At 40.1% G+C, this 17286-nt stretch carries 17 protein-coding genes; 9 read left to right on the top strand and 8 right to left on the bottom strand.

Annotated features, from left to right (window positions below):
* Positions 1 to 28 precede the first annotated feature (28 nt).
* The 5 genes from DOM22_RS09260 to DOM22_RS09240 all read right to left on the bottom strand — a co-directional run bounded on the left by DOM22_RS09260 (position 29) and on the right by DOM22_RS09240 (position 4822).
* Positions 29 to 598, bottom strand: a complete 570-nt coding sequence (locus DOM22_RS09260) for a hypothetical protein (RefSeq protein WP_142700086.1) — start codon at positions 596 to 598, stop codon at positions 29 to 31.
* On the bottom strand, positions 591 to 1658 hold the full coding sequence (locus DOM22_RS09255; protein ID WP_142700085.1) for a hypothetical protein: 1068 nt from the start codon (positions 1656 to 1658) through the stop codon (positions 591 to 593). Before DOM22_RS09255 ends, DOM22_RS09260 begins: the two co-directional genes overlap by 8 nt.
* Positions 1659 to 1747: 89 nt before the next feature.
* Positions 1748 to 2863, bottom strand: a complete 1116-nt coding sequence (gene wecB / locus DOM22_RS09250; RefSeq protein WP_142700084.1) for a non-hydrolyzing UDP-N-acetylglucosamine 2-epimerase — start codon at positions 2861 to 2863, stop codon at positions 1748 to 1750.
* 4 nt (positions 2864 to 2867) lie between these two features.
* Entirely contained in the window at positions 2868 to 3938 is a 1071-nt protein-coding gene (locus DOM22_RS09245) for a polysaccharide biosynthesis protein (protein WP_142700083.1), read from the bottom strand.
* Positions 3939 to 3940: 2 nt separating this feature from the next.
* Complete coding sequence (locus DOM22_RS09240) at positions 3941 to 4822, bottom strand: SDR family oxidoreductase (RefSeq protein ID WP_142700082.1); 882 nt, start codon at positions 4820 to 4822, stop codon at positions 3941 to 3943.
* 405 nt (positions 4823 to 5227) lie between these two features.
* Here DOM22_RS09240 and DOM22_RS09235 point away from each other — a divergent pair, with 405 nt between their 5' ends.
* On the top strand, positions 5228 to 6049 hold the full coding sequence (locus DOM22_RS09235; RefSeq protein WP_142700081.1) for a WavE lipopolysaccharide synthesis family protein: 822 nt from the start codon (positions 5228 to 5230) through the stop codon (positions 6047 to 6049).
* Here the strand turns inward: DOM22_RS09235 and DOM22_RS09230 are convergent.
* On the bottom strand, positions 6035 to 7246 hold the full coding sequence (locus DOM22_RS09230; protein ID WP_142700080.1) for a glycosyltransferase family 4 protein: 1212 nt from the start codon (positions 7244 to 7246) through the stop codon (positions 6035 to 6037). The genes DOM22_RS09235 and DOM22_RS09230 overlap by 15 nt on opposite strands.
* A gap of 67 nt (positions 7247 to 7313) precedes the next feature.
* On the opposite strand from DOM22_RS09230, the gene DOM22_RS09225 reads away from it, so the two are divergent.
* The 8 genes from DOM22_RS09225 (at position 7314) to DOM22_RS09190 (ending at position 14659) form a co-directional block, all read left to right on the top strand.
* Complete coding sequence (locus DOM22_RS09225) at positions 7314 to 8306, top strand: glycosyltransferase (RefSeq protein WP_142700079.1); 993 nt, start codon at positions 7314 to 7316, stop codon at positions 8304 to 8306.
* A gap of 92 nt (positions 8307 to 8398) precedes the next feature.
* Positions 8399 to 9028 (top strand): hypothetical protein, encoded by a 630-nt coding sequence (locus DOM22_RS09220; protein WP_142700078.1) that lies wholly within the window; start codon positions 8399 to 8401, stop codon positions 9026 to 9028.
* A gap of 11 nt (positions 9029 to 9039) precedes the next feature.
* Positions 9040 to 9675, top strand: coding sequence for an HAD family phosphatase (locus DOM22_RS09215; RefSeq protein ID WP_210415720.1), 636 nt, complete (start codon positions 9040 to 9042; stop codon positions 9673 to 9675).
* Between the two features lies 1 nt (position 9676).
* Positions 9677 to 10399: a glycosyltransferase family 2 protein gene (locus DOM22_RS09210; RefSeq protein WP_142700076.1), complete on the top strand. Its 723-nt coding sequence runs from the start codon at positions 9677 to 9679 to the stop codon at positions 10397 to 10399.
* Between the two features lie 5 nt (positions 10400 to 10404).
* On the top strand, positions 10405 to 11133 hold the full coding sequence (locus DOM22_RS09205) for a glycosyltransferase family 2 protein (protein WP_142702169.1): 729 nt from the start codon (positions 10405 to 10407) through the stop codon (positions 11131 to 11133).
* A complete protein-coding gene (locus DOM22_RS09200) occupies positions 11133 to 11834 on the top strand; it encodes a hypothetical protein (protein ID WP_142700075.1) in 702 nt (233 codons plus the stop codon). The genes DOM22_RS09205 and DOM22_RS09200 overlap by 1 nt, the downstream gene beginning before the upstream one ends.
* 230 nt (positions 11835 to 12064) lie before the next feature.
* The gene (locus tag DOM22_RS09195; protein ID WP_210415718.1) at positions 12065 to 13420 is read left to right on the top strand and encodes a hypothetical protein; all 1356 of its coding nucleotides are present in this window, start codon (positions 12065 to 12067) and stop codon (positions 13418 to 13420) included.
* Positions 13421 to 13432: 12 nt separating this feature from the next.
* Entirely contained in the window at positions 13433 to 14659 is a 1227-nt protein-coding gene (locus DOM22_RS09190; protein ID WP_142700073.1) for a glycosyltransferase family 4 protein, read from the top strand.
* On the opposite strand, the gene DOM22_RS09185 is transcribed toward DOM22_RS09190, so the two are convergent.
* Complete coding sequence (locus DOM22_RS09185; protein ID WP_142700072.1) at positions 14646 to 16088, bottom strand: polysaccharide biosynthesis C-terminal domain-containing protein; 1443 nt, start codon at positions 16086 to 16088, stop codon at positions 14646 to 14648. The two genes, DOM22_RS09190 and DOM22_RS09185, sit on opposite strands and share 14 nt — an antisense overlap.
* Entirely contained in the window at positions 16085 to 17284 is a 1200-nt protein-coding gene (locus tag DOM22_RS09180) for a glycosyltransferase family 4 protein (protein ID WP_142700071.1), read from the bottom strand. Before DOM22_RS09180 ends, DOM22_RS09185 begins: the two co-directional genes overlap by 4 nt.
* Between the last annotated feature and the right edge of the window lie 2 nt (positions 17285 to 17286).

The following is a 17286-nucleotide window of genomic DNA, read 5'->3' as shown; positions in this document are numbered from 1 at the left end:
GCACTAGATCCATTTTTTAGAAAAATAGCTAAATCTTCCTTATTTGCCAAACTGCCAGGTTGACTAGTACCATGGCGATAACGGCAAAGATAACATATTTGAGACCAGACTTCGTTTCACGATCTATAAATATATAGTTGAATCTAAACGTCATGAAAGCGTTGCCTTGATCTACATTTATTCGCGATAAAAGGTTAGAATAATAAAAATCAATCACTGAACTATATCCCGCCAAAAGATGCGCATTGGGATATTTCTCATCTACGAGATTAATTTGCTTCTGTAGGGCCGCAAAGAAAATTTTTCTTGCTAATGGTTTTACCTCATCAACATTCGAAGCCTTAAAGTCAAAAAAGATGCGACTTCCTTGAGTCGACTGAATTGCTAATATTTTAACATCAGGATTCAATTCTTCGACCATCTGTTGGAAATAGTCTTCTACTTTAAACTGAGGTGGAATGAGACTCAATTCACCGTCCAATACACGCGGCCCGGTTATCACGCTGACGCGTGTAACATACTGCTGAGGAACGCTCAAATACCACACTCCACAAAGAACCGAAATTAAAATACTTATGGAGAGAATAATCTTACTCATTCACAGTCTCATTTGTGAGCTTCGGGGAAAGCAAAATAGAAAACAGAAAAGGGTAAATTGGAATCATGTATCTATGCAATGCGAATGGAACGGTACCCACAGCAATTAGCCACAACGCAAGAAACAAATATTCACTTGAAAGACGATTAAAACGCGTCCGAAAAAGAACAAGTAAAAATAGCGTACTCATCACGAAACTGGAAATAATCGTATGAAAACCTTCACTAAAAGAAGATGGAACCCTTATAAAATTAATGACGCCCTCGAGCATTGAAATCGCGACACGAGGTATAACAACCAAAAAGAATAGATGATACTTTTCAGCCAAATATTGAAGCACAGCAGTAAAACCGAAATTCTTAAACTGCTCGGCGGCACCTAGCACAGTCAACTTCCCACTCATACCCGGGATCATGCTATACCCTATCGATATCACCACTAAAATTAAAGAAACAATAACGTAGTAGATGCGTGTTGAATACCGTCGCGCAAAAACCCAAAAGAGCACAACTAGGATAAACTCAATTTTTGCAAAAAATGCGACAAAAAGCCCACAACAAAGAAGGTTTTTATTTTCCAACTTTTCTGAGGTTAACAACAGAAAAGAAGAAACAAGCATATATATTTCTTTATTCGGATAAAAAACCTGACTAAGAATAATCGGATTGAGCAATACTAAGCAAGAAACTGCAAAGAATGATTTCTGAACAGCTTGGGCAAAATAATATAAAGCACCAAGCAACAACAACAAATTGAAGGTAAAAACCAAATCAGGATTGCAACCGAACAGTTTCAACACAAAATAGGGACCATATAAATTAATCTGGAGATCCTTCCAATCCATAAATCCAGAAAACTTCCAGTACACATGCGGATCCGCTGGCAACATAGTGAGCGTGGCGGGGTAGTCAAAACTTAGATTTTCAAGCCATGGTCTAACTTCAAATAAATAGTGATAGCTAGCCCACAGCAAAATTCCATAGAATACCGCAGTTAACAATTGTTCAACAATCCTGGTCGACAAAATCTCTTCAAAGTAGGCTACCAGTCTTTTACGCACAGCTATTCCTCATTTGTGAAAAAACTTTCGAGTACTTCTTCGTGAGTAAAACAGACAAATTAGTTTCCCCATTAAGTTAGACACAATAGTTAAATCATCTTTCGCCAATTATAGCGGTTCACATAGTGGGCATAGCTGCAAATGACCTTAAGAACTACTTCTGAAACTTTTCCATTGTCATAATCAGACACAATCGTTGATATTTCCGTCGCCGTTGCGATTTTAACCGAATCCACAATGCTTTGAGGCTCAGTACCAGACATAATCAACGTGCCGACATCCATTCCTTCCGGTCTTTCGTGGGCATTACGAACTGTAACTGCAGGGACTCTAAGCAGACTGGCCTCCTCAGTAATCGTTCCACTGTCCGATACAACGCAAAAAGCATTCTTCTGTAGCTTAATATAGTCACAAAATCCAAACGGTTTAAGAAACTTAACCCTTTTGTTCGCATTAATATCAAACCCTAAGCTATCGAGCTTTTTCTGAGTACGCGGATGAGTCGAAACCAAAACATCTTTATCAAAAGTCTTCACCAAAAATTGAAAAGACTCCAATATATTATTTAAATTCTCTGTATAGTCGACATTCTCTTCACGATGCAAGCTAACGAGAATGAAACTTTTGGACTGTACGCCAAGCTGCTCGAGAATCTTGGAACTATCAATTTTCGGCATATAATACTCAAAAATTTCTTTCATGCTGGATCCAACTTTAATAGTCTGTTGAGCCGGCAGCCCTTCTCTGATCAAGTAGCCTCGCGCATGCTCGGACAACGGCATATTGATATCCGAAAGATGATCTACAATTTTTCTATTAATTTCCTCTGGTACACGTTGGTCGAAACAACGGTTTCCAGCTTCCATATGGAAAATCGGAATTTTCAATCTTTTTGCGACTATAACAGCCATGCAGGAGTTCGTGTCTCCATAAAGCAATACTGCATCAGGTTTATGCTCAAGCATCAACTTTTCCGACTCGACAAGAACATTGGCTATTGTCTGAATTGGTGTTGACGCTGCTGCATTCATAAAACAATCGGGACGGCGAATTTCCAGATCACCAAAAAAAACTTCATTTAACTCATAGTCATAGTTCTGGCCCGTATGAACTAAAATATGCTCCAAATGCGCGTCAAGAACAGCGATCACACGAGACAACTTTATCAACTCAGGCCGTGTTCCGACAATAGTCATCACCTTCATAAAATTACCTCAACATTTCGTCATCCGTGAATCCAGGAGAATCATCGATCAGGAGTTGATGTTTCTTTAAAAGAGCCATTGTACCACTTAGATCCAAAAGCGTGTCAGTCGATGCAAATTCTTTTTTCAAAAAGGAGTTTCTCACATCGACAGTGCCACCATTTAGTTCTGGAAGCATTGACTTAATGGCAAAGTAGTCGCCTCTTGGCTCGACATATGGAGCCTCCTCATCAGAGATCATAATCTCATGAAGTTTTTCACCAGGACGAATTCCCGTTACTTTAACTTCAATATTTCTTTCTCCGATTAAACATTTTGCGACATCAGTCATAAGCGCCGCAGGTGCGCGTGGCACGAAGATCTCTCCTGCATTTGCATATTTCAATGCATTAAAGACGGTATCAACCGCTTGATCCAGGCTTAATAAGAATCGTGTCATACGCGTATCAGTAATTGTTACTGGACCGCCCGTTTTAATTTGTTCATGAAATAACGGGATAACTGACCCGCGCGAAGCAAGAACGTTACCGTATCGAACACAGATGAATCGTGTTTTAGGTGCAGAAACATTAGCAGAAATAAAAACACGCTCTTGAAGAGCTTTAGACATCCCCATAGCGTTGATTGGTTTACAAGCCTTATCAGTCGAAACGCCCACAACAGTATGTACCGGATAGTCGTGCTCTCTGATAGCGCGCGAAATATTATATGCTCCAAGACAGTTAGTCATAATTGCTTGCTCTGGGAAATACTCACACGTAGGTACCTGCTTTAGAGCAGCCGCATTAATTACGATGTCAGCATTTTTTACGGAAGCACAAACATCAGCGTAGTCCCGAACATCACCAATTCTGAACTCCAGCACATTTTTAAAGTTATTATATACGACCTCATCAGTGGACACCGTCTTATGTAGATATGAAAGACGCATGTTATGTTGCTTGCCTTCATCACGTGACATGACGATCAGTTTTTTAGGAACGCCCATCTCGCCAGTCAAAACTCTACGCACGAAAGTTTTACCCATTGATCCCGTTCCACCCGTAACTAAAACCACTTTGCCATCAAAATACATAACTAAACTCCGTAATTCACTGAACTGTCTTGATTCATCGTACGCAACATTTGATCCCAGCTTGGTTTAACAAATCCAGTGGCCTTCGCGTAACGCTCACAATTTAAAGTTTTATTGCCGACATAACCATCGTAAGGCTTCACCTCTACGCCACAATGATAAATCTCATTTGCTTTCACTAATAAGTCATATTTGGAAATATATTCGCTAGAGACATGATAGACCCCACTTAGCTGAGGGAAATCGCGAATCAATCGCACGACTTCGTCTGCGACAAAGTTGGTCGTCAAACCAGAGTACATAAAGCGACTGTAACCATTTACTTTGCGTCCGGATTGAGACAAAAACCATTCGATTAGTTCTGTTTTACCTTCAAGCTCCCGACCAACAATGGATAGGCGCAAAGTTAATGCATTTACGCCACCAACTTCGCCTAAGAATTTGGATTTACCATAAAGATCATTTGCCGATGGCACATCGTATTCAGAATAATTACCTCTCGCACCGTCAAAGACACAATCTGTACTAAAATGAATAACGCGACAGTCGTTATTTTTCCCCCACAGCTCAAGCTTATGTGGCAGCATTGAATTCACTTCGATACATTTTTCGATATTGCCTAATTCTTCTTTTCGAAGGGTCAGGCCGATGCAATTTACGACAATGGTTGGTTTGATCGTAGTAAGAACTCCCGATAAAGATTCAAAATTGGAAACATCGACTCCGTCATAGACGTCACCTTCTTTAAAAATTCCGAAATTATCGTAATGGGATTTAGATTTGCGGAGTGTTGCAGCGACACTACCAACACCAAAAGACTTTAAACATTTTAACCACACTTGGTGCCCCAACATTCCGGCAGCACCTAGCACTAATACTTTCACTTACAACCCCACTTTAAGCGAAGATATTTCAGTGTTTTTAGTATTTTAGATAGTTTTAACTCAATGCTTCAGTAAGTTTTTATTTCCAACCCTCACCACAAATGAGGTCAGCTATTACACCACTACGTCCACATCGCCCAATTTACCTTTAAACTTCCATTAACGGTAATTTGCGCATTTAGCTTAAGGGGAAACAAAAATAATATTCTCCATCAAACCCGAACGGCATTTCACAATAAACTTCGTAAAGTTGATGTTACTCCTAAAATCTGGGTTCACATATTGTATGTTTGCGAATACAGCAAAACCGCGCAACGCAGCGATCATTTTTTTATTGCTCGAATGAATTGTGTTGCACGAACTTCTTAACATCCGGAATATCTTTGAAACCGATTTAGGATATTCATGAATACGAATTATGATTGCACGCTGTTGATCGCGGGCCCTTGGCACGCAAATACAATGAAAATGATTGAGAAAAACGCCGATCATTTTAAGCACATTATAGTTTCAACTTGGTCTAACGCAGCGCCATCGGTAAACCTTCCCAACGTGCATATAGTTCATCAAGAACTTCCGAAAATTATCCAAACTCACAATGCCCAAAATATTTACTATCAGACACGAAGCACGCTGTTGGGTCTTGAGTCTGTTATGACGCCGTTAGTAGTAAAAACACGAACGGATGAATTTTATTCGAATTTAAATAAGTTCGTTGAAGAACTTGATCCATCGAAACTTGTATATGGCAATATTTTTGTCCGTGATGTTAGCTACAAACGGTATCATATTTCAGACCATCTATTTGGCGGAACAACCGTAAAGCTACTTCAGACGTTTCAGCGACTCCGCGAGGTACTCGAGGATACGTCTAAAGTACCGTACCCAATCTGGACAGACAGAACACCAGCTGAAGCAAAAATTGGACTTCTATACCTTCTAAATTCTAACTACGAAATTGATTTACTTTTGAATTGCCCGGAAACACGAGCATTTGAAATAATGAAAAATGAATTCAAAATCATTAACGTTGAAAACTTCTCCCCTTACCTAATACGTTCATCTGCAGCGGGAGAAATCACTTCATTAAAAGATTTTTTGAAACGTGATACAGTACTGAATCTATTAAACATTAAAACTATCGAAGACTGCGCACCTCGGGGGCCAATTTTACATTTTGCTGATAGAATTCAATTTAAAATGCGCAAATTTTTAAGAACTCCCTAATTTCAAAACACCTTCAATCGCATTAATAGCAACTTCCTTGGCAAAATGTTTTTGATAGTAACTTTTACCATTTGCAGCAAACTCGCTAACCTGATCTTTCGACGAATTCTTGAAATTTAAAATTACCTGACTCAATTCCTCGCTATTCAGTGCTGATGCGACGAGGCCGCAACCAGACTGCCTGATAACGTCGGCACCAGCCCCATTTAAACAGCCAACAATGGGACGTCCCGCGGCCATATAGGCCTGAATTTTAGACGGAATTGTCATAGAAAAAATGGGTTCATCGGAAAGGCTCACCAATAAAGCACTGGATCTACGAAACAATGCTGGCATGTCAGCTACCGCCCTTCTTCCAAAAAAGATTACATTTGGTAGCTCACGATCACGAACATACTTCTCTGCCCATTCTTTCTGACTTCCGTCACCAACAAAAACAAATTTAATTTCCTGATGATGTTTCAAGGAGTTGGCTGCACTCAGGACCGTCGAAACAGCTTGCGCCTTGCCAATATTACCAGCAAAAGTAATAGTTAATTCATTTTGAGGAAATTCTTTAAGCCAGGATGGTTCTTCTTTTTTCGTCTGCTCAATTTCTGAAGGAGCCCAATTCGGCACATCGACTATTTTACCTTTGAAGCCAAATTCATTCAAATTCGACCTAAAGGCGGGAGATTGGATCAACATAACGTCAGTATTTTTGTATATCCATCGAACCATACTACCGATAATTTTATAGGATATTGACTTCCTGCCGAGAGCGCCCACCGCAGAAACACTTTCCGGCCACAAATCCTGCAACCAAATAATAACCTTTGCTCCCGTAAAACGCGCTTTTATAATAGCGGGAATTGCAGTGGTAATTGGCGACGTTGCAAACACAATGTGAGCATCTACTTTTTCTAGGCGAAAACTGCATAACAATCCACTCACGAGATGGGACAAATAGTTAAGTGCAAGCCAAAAAAAACCTTTTTTCCGCGGAACGATTGGGTAGCGAATAATTTCAACACCTTCGTGTTTCTCGGTGTACGGCCCGGACAACAAAGAATATGGCGCAAAGAACTCACCTTTTGGATAATTGGGTAAGCCCGTGTAAGCCTGAACTGCATAACCCCTTGCAACTAACTCTGCAGCCAATTCATTCACTAAAAATGATTCTGGATAGTAAACATAGGAATGAATTGCAACCCTCAAAAATGCCTCCGTTGGCCACTTAATATATATAATTGACCAATACTCTGCTGATCGCCAAGATTACGCTATGTTAGAAGAATTGCCACAAGAAAATATAGTTATCGTCGCCCAAAATATTAGTTCAGGTGGCGGCGCCGTTTTACTTAATCAGACACTCAGACAAGCTTCTACCAAGAAAAGTGTAGTTTGCATAATTAACGACACTTTTCAAATAGAGCCAATACCGGGGGTTGAATTTATAAGAATGCCTCGTTCGATTTTTGCTCGTTTGAAGATAGACCTAGTCATTCTTAAAAATCACAATACGCCCAACACTGCGGCCTTATATTTTGGCAACTTCCCACCACTTCTTCCCTTACCGATTAAAACTTATGTATTCTGCCAGAACCGCTATATCGTCGGACCACTTGACCTAAAAGTGTCCAGAATCTTCGCCATCAAAGTTGCACTTCAGAAAACTCTATTCAAACTTTGCAGTAGAAAAGAACATACCTTCATTGTTCAAACAAAAACGATGGCAGCTTTGGTAAAACAATCTCTTCACTTTTCTCCCATTTTAAAGGTCTTACCCTTTACCGAAAAAGTTTCCTGGGAGAAAATTAGATTTGAAAACAAGCCTAACAGTCAAAAGCCATTCCTTTATGTGGCATCTGGCGAACCACATAAAAATCATTTAAATCTGATCTTGGCCTGGGAAATACTATCCTCAAAATTCGGTTTACATCCTGAATTAGTGCTTATTTTAAATGCAAAAAACTACCCCACCCTTCACAAGATACTTGTCGACATCGCAAGTCAAAAACGTCTCAATGTCCGCATCGTAAATGAAATGGAGCATTCAAATTTGCTCAATGCTATAGCTAATTCTGTCACTATTTACCCGTCACTATTTGAATCATTTGGATTGCCATTGGTTGAGGCCAATCAACTGAACGCTCCAATTGTTGCTTCAGATCGCGAGTTCGTCAGAGACGTTTGCGATCCTCAAGAAACCTTTAACCCCATGTCGGCAGAGAGCATAGCGACTGCGGTAGCGGCTTTTCTTAATAAAAACCCATGACCCATTTACGCCAGGCGCAAAGACGTCACTAAAACAACGATAAAGCATCTAGATCTCTTGAGAAACTTAATCGGGCAATGTATTTTGACTGCATGAAAATTTTAAGTCATAGAGGCTATTGGAAAATCGCGTCCGAAAAGAATACGGAAGTAGCCTTTCGTAGATCTTTCGAACTGGGGTATGGAACTGAAACCGACTTGAGAGATGCAAACGGCAAATTAGTTATCTGCCACGATTTACCAACTGGCGGAGAAATGCCACTCGAACAATTTCTTGAAATTTTTAAACCATTTAAAAATTTGCCTTTAGCCATCAATATCAAATCAGACGGTTTACAGGATATTCTGAAAAAAGCGTTGAATGAATATGGACTTGAAAACTACTTTCTTTTCGATATGTCCATTCCAGATACAGTAAAAAGCTTAGCAAAAGGCCTAACTTGTTTCGCAAGAGAAAGTGAATACGAAGTTCCCACTCCGACCTTGCTTCAAGGTGTGAAGGGAATTTGGTACGATCACTTTAGCAAAAGCTATTTAAATCTTGAACGTATTCACTCCTACCTCGGACAGAATAAAATAGTATGTCTCGTATCCCCCGAACTTCATGGTCGAGACCATAAACCCTTCTGGAGTGAGCTGATGCAAAACAACATGCATAAACAAGAAAACCTATGGATCTGCACCGACATCCCGGAAGATCTTCAATTGGCTATTAAAGAATAAAAGGAATTGGAATGATTAGGGCCATTATTTTCGACATGGACGGCGTACTCATCGATGCAAAAGACTGGCACTACGAGTCTTTGAACAAAGCTTTGGACGTGTTTGGCTTTCAAATCAGCCGCTATGATCACTTAGTAACGTACGATGGACTTCCGACCAAAAAGAAACTTGAAATGCTTAGCATGGAAAGAGCACTTCCCAAAGGTTTGCACGGCTTAATCAATAATTTGAAGCAAATCTACACCATGGAAATGATCTATCAACGTTGTAAGCCTATGTTTTGCCATCAACGTGCTTTATCGACATTGAAATCTGAAAATTACAAGCTCGGTGTATGCTCGAACTCGATTCGCCAGACAATCGATTTGATGATGGAAAAAAGTGACTTAGCAAAATATCTTGATCGCACATTAAGCAATCAGGACGTTACTCACTCGAAACCACATCCTGAAATCTATGAAAAAATGATGGCGCACTTCGAATTGAAGCCCGAAGAGTGTTTGATTTTGGAAGACAATGAGAACGGGATCAAGGCTGCGTTAGCGAGTGGTGCTCACCTTATGAAAATCGAAACTGTTTACGATGTTTCGTATGAAAAAATCCGTCAACGCATCAACGAGATCAACTCAGTAGCGGGAAAGATGTAAAATGAATATCGTAGTTTTAATGGCCGGAAATTCTGAAGAATTTTTTAAAGAAGGCCTAAAATACCCGAAATACCTATTTGAAGTAAATGGAACTCCCCTTGTTGAACGCGTGGTAAAGAACCTTTCGTCAGTCGCATCCAAGTTCATCTTTTTAATCAACAAAGAGGACGCACAACGCTGGCATATGGACAACGTTATTAAATTACTATGTCCTACGGCTGAAGTAATGGTTGTCGAAGGAAGCACCAAAGGTGCAGCTTGCTCAGCTCTTTATGCTATCGACAGCATCAATAACGACGAAGAACTTTTGATCACCAATGGCGACCAGATCTTAGACATTAACCTAAAGGAGTTCGTAACAGCGATCCGTACTTATGACGGTGGCACTGTTATTTTCGATTCTGTTCACCCACGTTGGTCTTACGTAAGCCTAGATTCACATGGCTACATTGTTCAGGCAGAAGAAAAGCGTCCAATCAGCCGCAATGCTACTGCCGGTGTTTATTACTTCAAAAAAGGTAAGGACTTCGTCGCTGGTGCCTCTGCAATGATCAAAAAAGATGCACACGTGAATGGAAATTATTACGTGTGCCCAGTTTTTAACGAACTAATTCTGGAGCAAAGAAAATTAGGCACTTTCAAAATCGATCGCAATCAATATCACTCGCTTGCTACCGTTGAAGGAGCACGCGCCTACGACACTTACGCAAAGGCAGATAAGTAATGAGCATTAATGTTTTGATTCCTATGGCTGGTGCAGGGTCCCGTTTCGCGAATGCTGGTTATAAAAAACCAAAACCATTTATCGATGTAATGGGTGTCCCAATGATCGAAAGAGTTATGAACAACCTTAAAGTTAAGGATGCTCGTTATATTTTGATTGCTCGCAAAGAACATCTTGAGCAAGAACGCGAACTTGCCAATAAAATACAACAAAACTACAACGCTAGCTTTGTAACTATTGATCGCCTTACTGAAGGCGCTGCAATCACAGTTCTTCACGCCAGAAAACATATCAATAATGATTCGCCACTATTAATTGCGAACAGTGATCAGATTGTCGATGTCGATATTCAAGCCTATGTAGATGATATGTTTGATCGCTCTTTAGACGGATCAATTATGACTTTCATCGATAACGATCCAAAATGGAGCTATGCAAAGCTCGATGCTAAAAACCATGTAACTATGGTGCGCGAAAAGGAAGTTATTAGCGATCAAGCAACTGTGGGCATTTACCTATATAAATCTGGAAAAATGTTTGTAGACGCTTCCATTGACATGATCACTCAAAACGATCGCGTAAATAACGAATTCTATGTTTGTCCGACTTACAACTACTGCATCAACGACGGTGCTAAAATTGGTATTTACGAAATCGATAAACACAAAATGCACGGTACCGGCACACCTCAAGATCTAGAAGTTTATCTGAAATTACTAAAAGAGACTAATTAATGAATATCATCGTCCCTTTAGCAGGCCCGGATCTTGTGTTGAAAGACGGGACATTTCGCCCGTTTTTTCCATATCAAGGAAAGCCTATGATTACACAAATAATCAGTAGCCGTCCTTGGTTCAAATCTGGAGAAGCTAAAGCAGAAGATCTTATCTTTGTACTTCGTGAAGTTGAAAAACTACCTGAACTCCAAGATTATTTAGAAAGTAGTTTTCCAGGATCAAAACAAGTCATACTTAAAGAAATGACACGTGGGGCGCTAAACACGGCCCTGGCTGGAGTATCCCTAGTTAAAGATTTCGGGAAGCCAATCGCCGTAGATCTTGTCGATATTGATTATTCGGCCCCAGACTTCTCACCAAGCAAAATGTTTGCTTTGGATCCAACACTGTTTGGAATCATTCCTACATTCAATGATTCTAATCCAAAGTTCAGCTATCTTAAAATGCAAAACAATGTAGTTCTTGAGTGTGCAGAGAAAAAGGTCATTTCTGACGTTGCCTCAGCAGGTACCTATTTCTTCCGAAACTTACCAACGTTTTTGCACGCCGCTTTGGGCAGCGTTAAGAATCCTGAACGAGTGGCATTTAAGAACAGCCTTTTCCTTTGTCCGTCATTTAACTTTCTTATCGACGATAAATTAAAGGTCATAAACCACGATGTCACTGACGTCGTAAACCTTAGTCTATTGTTTCATTAGGTCTTATGAAAAGAATTGCACTTTGCCTCTATGGAAAATTCAACAATCGTTTGTCTAAAAGCTCCGGTATGGATGGCTTCGAATACATCAAAGAACACGTTTTAAATAATCAGAATGTTGATGTCTTTATTCACTCTTGGGATATTGAAAACGAAAATGTTATTAAAAAGTGCTATGGCCCCTATCTAAAAACCTCAACATTTGAGCAACAGAAGTCCTTTAAGCAAGATATGGCATCTGCAGGCGTGACCGAAGAATTCTTTATCCCTCCTGGAGGCCAAGCTTTTCGCACGGTTGAAAATTCATTAAGTTTTTTTTACTCGCGAAAAGAAGCAATTTCTTTAAAGGCTGAATACGAGCAGAAAAATAACTTCAAATATGATGTCGTCGTTGTGTCGCGATTCGATCTTGGCCAAATGGACAAATACAATCAATATCAGCCTTACAAAGTATCTGAAATTGTATTTGATGTGAATAAAGACATGAACTTTGTTTATTCTGCGATGTGGAACCAGCTTAACGAGGGATACGCAGATATGTGGTTCTATTCCTCCAGCGAAAACATCGACATCCTCGGTAAAATGTACCAACGATCCTTGGGATACCTTGCACCTGATAGCAAGTTCTTAAAAACTATTGAGATCGGACTACCTGACAGTAACCGTGACAATCCATTCAGCAACGAAATGCTATCTGAAAGTAAAAAATCCCCTAGAGCGCTAGTCACGCTCTCTCCATCCCAAGGATTGAACAACCACCTGTTGCACAAATGGTTTTTTATGGATTCAGGCCTCTACGAAAAATCAAAATTTCTTAGTCGCCCTTCAACCAGTGTTTGTACAGTTATGTATAGTCACACGGACTATTCAGACGTCTGGCCTCTTTATTTCGGACAACTTAAAAAGCATCGTCCGAATTTAGGCACGAATTTCGTGTTCTTGAATAAACATTCGGATCTTGTTCCTGAAGGATTCGAGCAAGTTATATTCGACGACAAGCAATCGTATCCTGAACGTTTACTTCATTGTTTTGGTGAGCTTAAAAAAAGAGGCTTTGAATATTGCCTTTTTGAACACGAAGATATGCCGTTGGTTGAAGATGTTGATTACAAACAAATTGAGACCGCGATTAACTTGTTAATTCGTAGAAAACATCCGCGCTTTCTAATGAAAGGCTTAGACAGCATCCGTCTGATTAAGGCATCTCAAAGCTTTTCAATTCCTGTGCTTCGACGAAAAAATATTTATCGCATGCTGCCTATCTCGAAATGGTTATTTTCGGTACAACCCACACTTTGGAATATCGATTCTTTTACCGCCATGTTGAGTAAGCATAAAGGCAATACAATTTGGGAACTCGAACTCAAAGCCCAAAAAACATGTCGTTCATTAAAACTACGCTGTGGATACATGCATAGAAATGGCATTAAGCGCGGCGCCCACCATTGGGACAACAATATTTATCCCTATGTTGCGACGGCAATCGTAAAAGGTAAATGGAACTTCAAAGAATATAAAAAAGAACTTCAGACACTCCTCCCCCAGTACGGCATTAACGCCAATGCTCGCGGTAAATTTGAAGATTAAAGGTACTTGAGCATGACATCCAAAAATATCCTAGTCGTATCTTACTTTGCTGGAATCACAGGCTGCTGCCCTGCTGAATGGCTAGACGATAAAGTAGATAGCCTGACGAAGCTAGGCCATAAGGTGACATTGATTTCAGGAATGTCCTCTGCAAAAAATAGCAACCCGAACGTCAAGCACTACAGAATTCCAAGTTTATCACCGGCAGACTTCAAAACAGAGCGCAACGAGCTCAAAAGTACTCACCGCAAAACTCCTGCATCCGCATGGCTGTGGTCTCCGTTAATCGTGCTTATCGGATATCCCATCGATTGGTTATTAATCGTGTTCACGAATGGACTTGGCGGAGGCAAATTATCTTGGGCAGTAACTTCGTTTTTGGCCTCTATTTGGCTTTTGTTGACTAATCGATTCGATGTTGTCTTTTCGACGGGCGGAGCAGCGTCTTCACATTTATCTGCGGTGGCAGCCGGCACAATTTTTAGAAAAGATGTCACAGTAGAACTCCAGGATCCTTTAAGCGGCAGCGGTATAGGCAGAAACTCCCGATCTGCACAACTTCTTGCTCTACTTGAAAAGTTCATTGTTAAATTCTCTAAGAAAGTTATTTTCGTTACAGAAAAAGCAGCGACTGAGGCTCGCGAGAAGTACAAAGCTAAAAATATTATCTGTGTGTATCCAGGCGCCCGCAAATTTGAAGCTTCAGGAGCTCCTATCGCACATGAAAAATTTAGACTCCTTCACCTCGGAACGCTTTATTCAAATAGAAACTTCAATACGCTTATAGCCGCATTAGAACATTTGATTAAAAACGATAAACTTAAAGAAAACGATATTGAACTTATTAACTTAGGTGAAATTTATAGTGAGTATAAAGAGTCCTATCTGAAAAAGAGCTATGTTAAGCAGTTTCCGATTCGCCCCCGCACAGAGGCAATTAGTTTTATTCAGGAAAATGACGTTTGTGTTTTAATTCAACATACTGACGAACGTAGCGCTACGACGATTCCCTATAAATTCTATGACTATTTAAATTCTGGTAAGCCAATACTTGGGCTTACGAATAACACTGAGCTAGAGAATCTTTTAATTTCCCAGGGCCATTTCCATGCGAATATTTCGGATATAGAAGCGATCGCCAACGAAGTTTATACAATTTATGAAAAACGTAAGAGTTTGAAGACATACACAACAACAATCAACCCATTAAAACAGGCTGAAAAAATTATTGAACTTTAGCACTCTTAAAATTGTCTAAAAAAGAGACGACCATGCGATGGCGGAAGATAAATAGAACCAAGAGATATATTGCAACCCCCATCGCAATCTTGCCACCTAATTTAGCAAACGACGTCGCCTGAACGAAGTAAATTGCGGCACACATTACGATTCCGGCAATTAAGGTTTTTCCGATATCCAATAAGACCCCTGACATTCTGTAATATTCTCGGCCATAGAAATACGGAATAGCACACATAACTGCGTAGGTTAAAAAATATGATATTGCTGCACCTGCGGCACTTAACCAGGGGATCAATATCACTGATGAAAGTATCACTGTCGCCAATCCGCAGGAATTTGAAATAATCAAGGCACGATCACCTCTGTGAGAAAAAACGACCTGCATACTCCAGAAATTATTTAATACAAAAAGCAAAATCAAAGGCGACAACATCATCAAAAGAAGAATCGATCCTGTATATTCTCCACCGACTAATAGCGGAATTACATCGGCAGCGGTCGCAATCAAACCAAATGTCACGGGCACACCAAGAGTCAATAATGACAATGCAGCTCCATCTAGATGATCAAATCTTTCATTCTTATGAACGTGGGACTTAAAGCTCATGCTTCTGGAAAGTAAAACCGTCGAGAGCGGTGTAATACAATAATAACCCATCCAAAAGAACCTCATAGCTGTCGATAGTAGTCCGAGATCATGGAACAAATGCAGATGGCCCATTACCAGAGAAGGTACTCCCGCAATTGAACCCTGAATAAGCACCATCATGAATATTCGGATTAGATTCTTAAACTCACTAGTATCAATTTTTTCACGTAGGACTTTTAAGCCAAACTTCACATGATAGGTAGCCTTCAATCTAAAAACGGCTAAAATATAATAAATGAAATCGAACAGTATCATTCCCAGAAAATAGGTAACGACGTCTTCTTTCGTTCTTACCATTGTAAGAAGATAAACCAAAAGTCCAACTTTAGATAAAATACGCGCCGTTGCTAGGTAAGAGAAATCTTCCAAGGCCTCTAATGCCCAGACCAAATTGAATGCGGACGTCAGAATAAGAATTGTCGACCAATAAAACAACGGAGTGCTGTGCCCATAAAATGGCACAACCAGAACAAGGTAAACAATAATTAAAACAAAGGCTAGCTTCAGCCGTAATCCCAGAAATTTCGACAGCACGGAACTTACAACGTTAAGGTCGTCTCTGTGTTGAGCAATCTCCCGACCTGCATATTCTGCTATACCAAATGAACCGATAGTTATAAAGTAGGCCACTGCCGCATTGACGAAATCAATATGCCCAATACTTTCGGGTGCCAAGATACGTGCGACATAGGGAAATGAGAAAAGTGAAAATAACAATTCAACAATTGTTACAACACTTCGAGCAATGACATTAATTCTGATATTCTTTTTGCTCATTTGGACTTCTCAAATTCCAGAAGGTAATTCTCAGCATGTCTTTCGTAATGATGGCGTTCACACACATCGTGATAGGCCCTATCAACTATTTTGGACCTCTCTTCGTTAGTTAGTTTTTTCAAACCACTCAATAGTTCAGTGAGCTCACCTACATTCCCTTGTTCAAAGGAAAAACCATTAATTCTATTAACGATGACTTCTTTCATTCCACCAATCGCAGATACGACGACGACTTTTCGGGCAGCCATACCTTCCAACATACTTAAAGAAGTAGCCTCTTCAACACCATCTCGAATAACCGAAGGAACTAAGACCACGTCTGCTACTTCGTAATATTTAATAGCAAGATCGTGATTCGTGTCTCCTTTCAGAACAATGTCGTCGGATGACAAACCCAGCTGTCGAATAAGATCGGCTAAGTTGGAATGTTCAGGGCCGCCACCAATGACTACAAAATAATAAGAAGTATTTGTCTTTTTTAACTCGGCACAGGCCCTTATTGCGATATCGACACCATTTTTACGAACCAGCCGACGCGGCACCAATACAATATCTTTATTTCCTGGTAAGCCAAGTTCGCTTTTTAGAATCTTAGACGAGTTTGAATCGAGTAATCGGAACAATTCAGGGTTCACCGCATTTTTAAGGACTGTGACTGACTTATGGGAATCAAAAAACTCTGATAAGTAAGATTCAATTTTGCTGTCAACGGTGATCACTCTTTTAGCAAATTTCAATGACTCCCGTTCATACCAAAGGGCCTCTTTAGTCACCTTTTTCTGTTCATCTGATGAATAATTTCCGTAGTTGACGGACTCACGAGCTAGGTAACCATGCAATGTCATCACTATCGGAACCGAATTTGTTAAGACACGTCCTGCAGCTACGGAGGAAACAGGATCCTGTGCAAATACAACATTTAAATCCTGTGATACTGTTCTCAATTGCTGACTTATGCTTTTGCAATAACATTCAAGAGTCCAAGCATAACTAAAAGATCGATCTAAGATGCGCAACTTCGATAGCACAGCAATAAGGCCTCTTCCAAACAAAAAAATCAATGTTCTTTTGGGAAAAATCATCAAAACTGAATGCCCTTGCTTCTGAAAAGCCTTCTTCAGCAACTGCTGATGGACGTGCTTGCCTCCAGCGAGAATACGATCTGAATTATCCAAAGAGACAATGGCAATTTTCATGA

This window comes from Bdellovibrio sp. ZAP7, assembly GCF_006874645.1.
In the GTDB taxonomy this organism is placed as follows: domain Bacteria; phylum Bdellovibrionota; class Bdellovibrionia; order Bdellovibrionales; family Bdellovibrionaceae; genus Bdellovibrio.
Note: the sequence above shows the minus strand (reverse complement) of the source record. Positions and strands in the feature narration are given on the sequence as shown.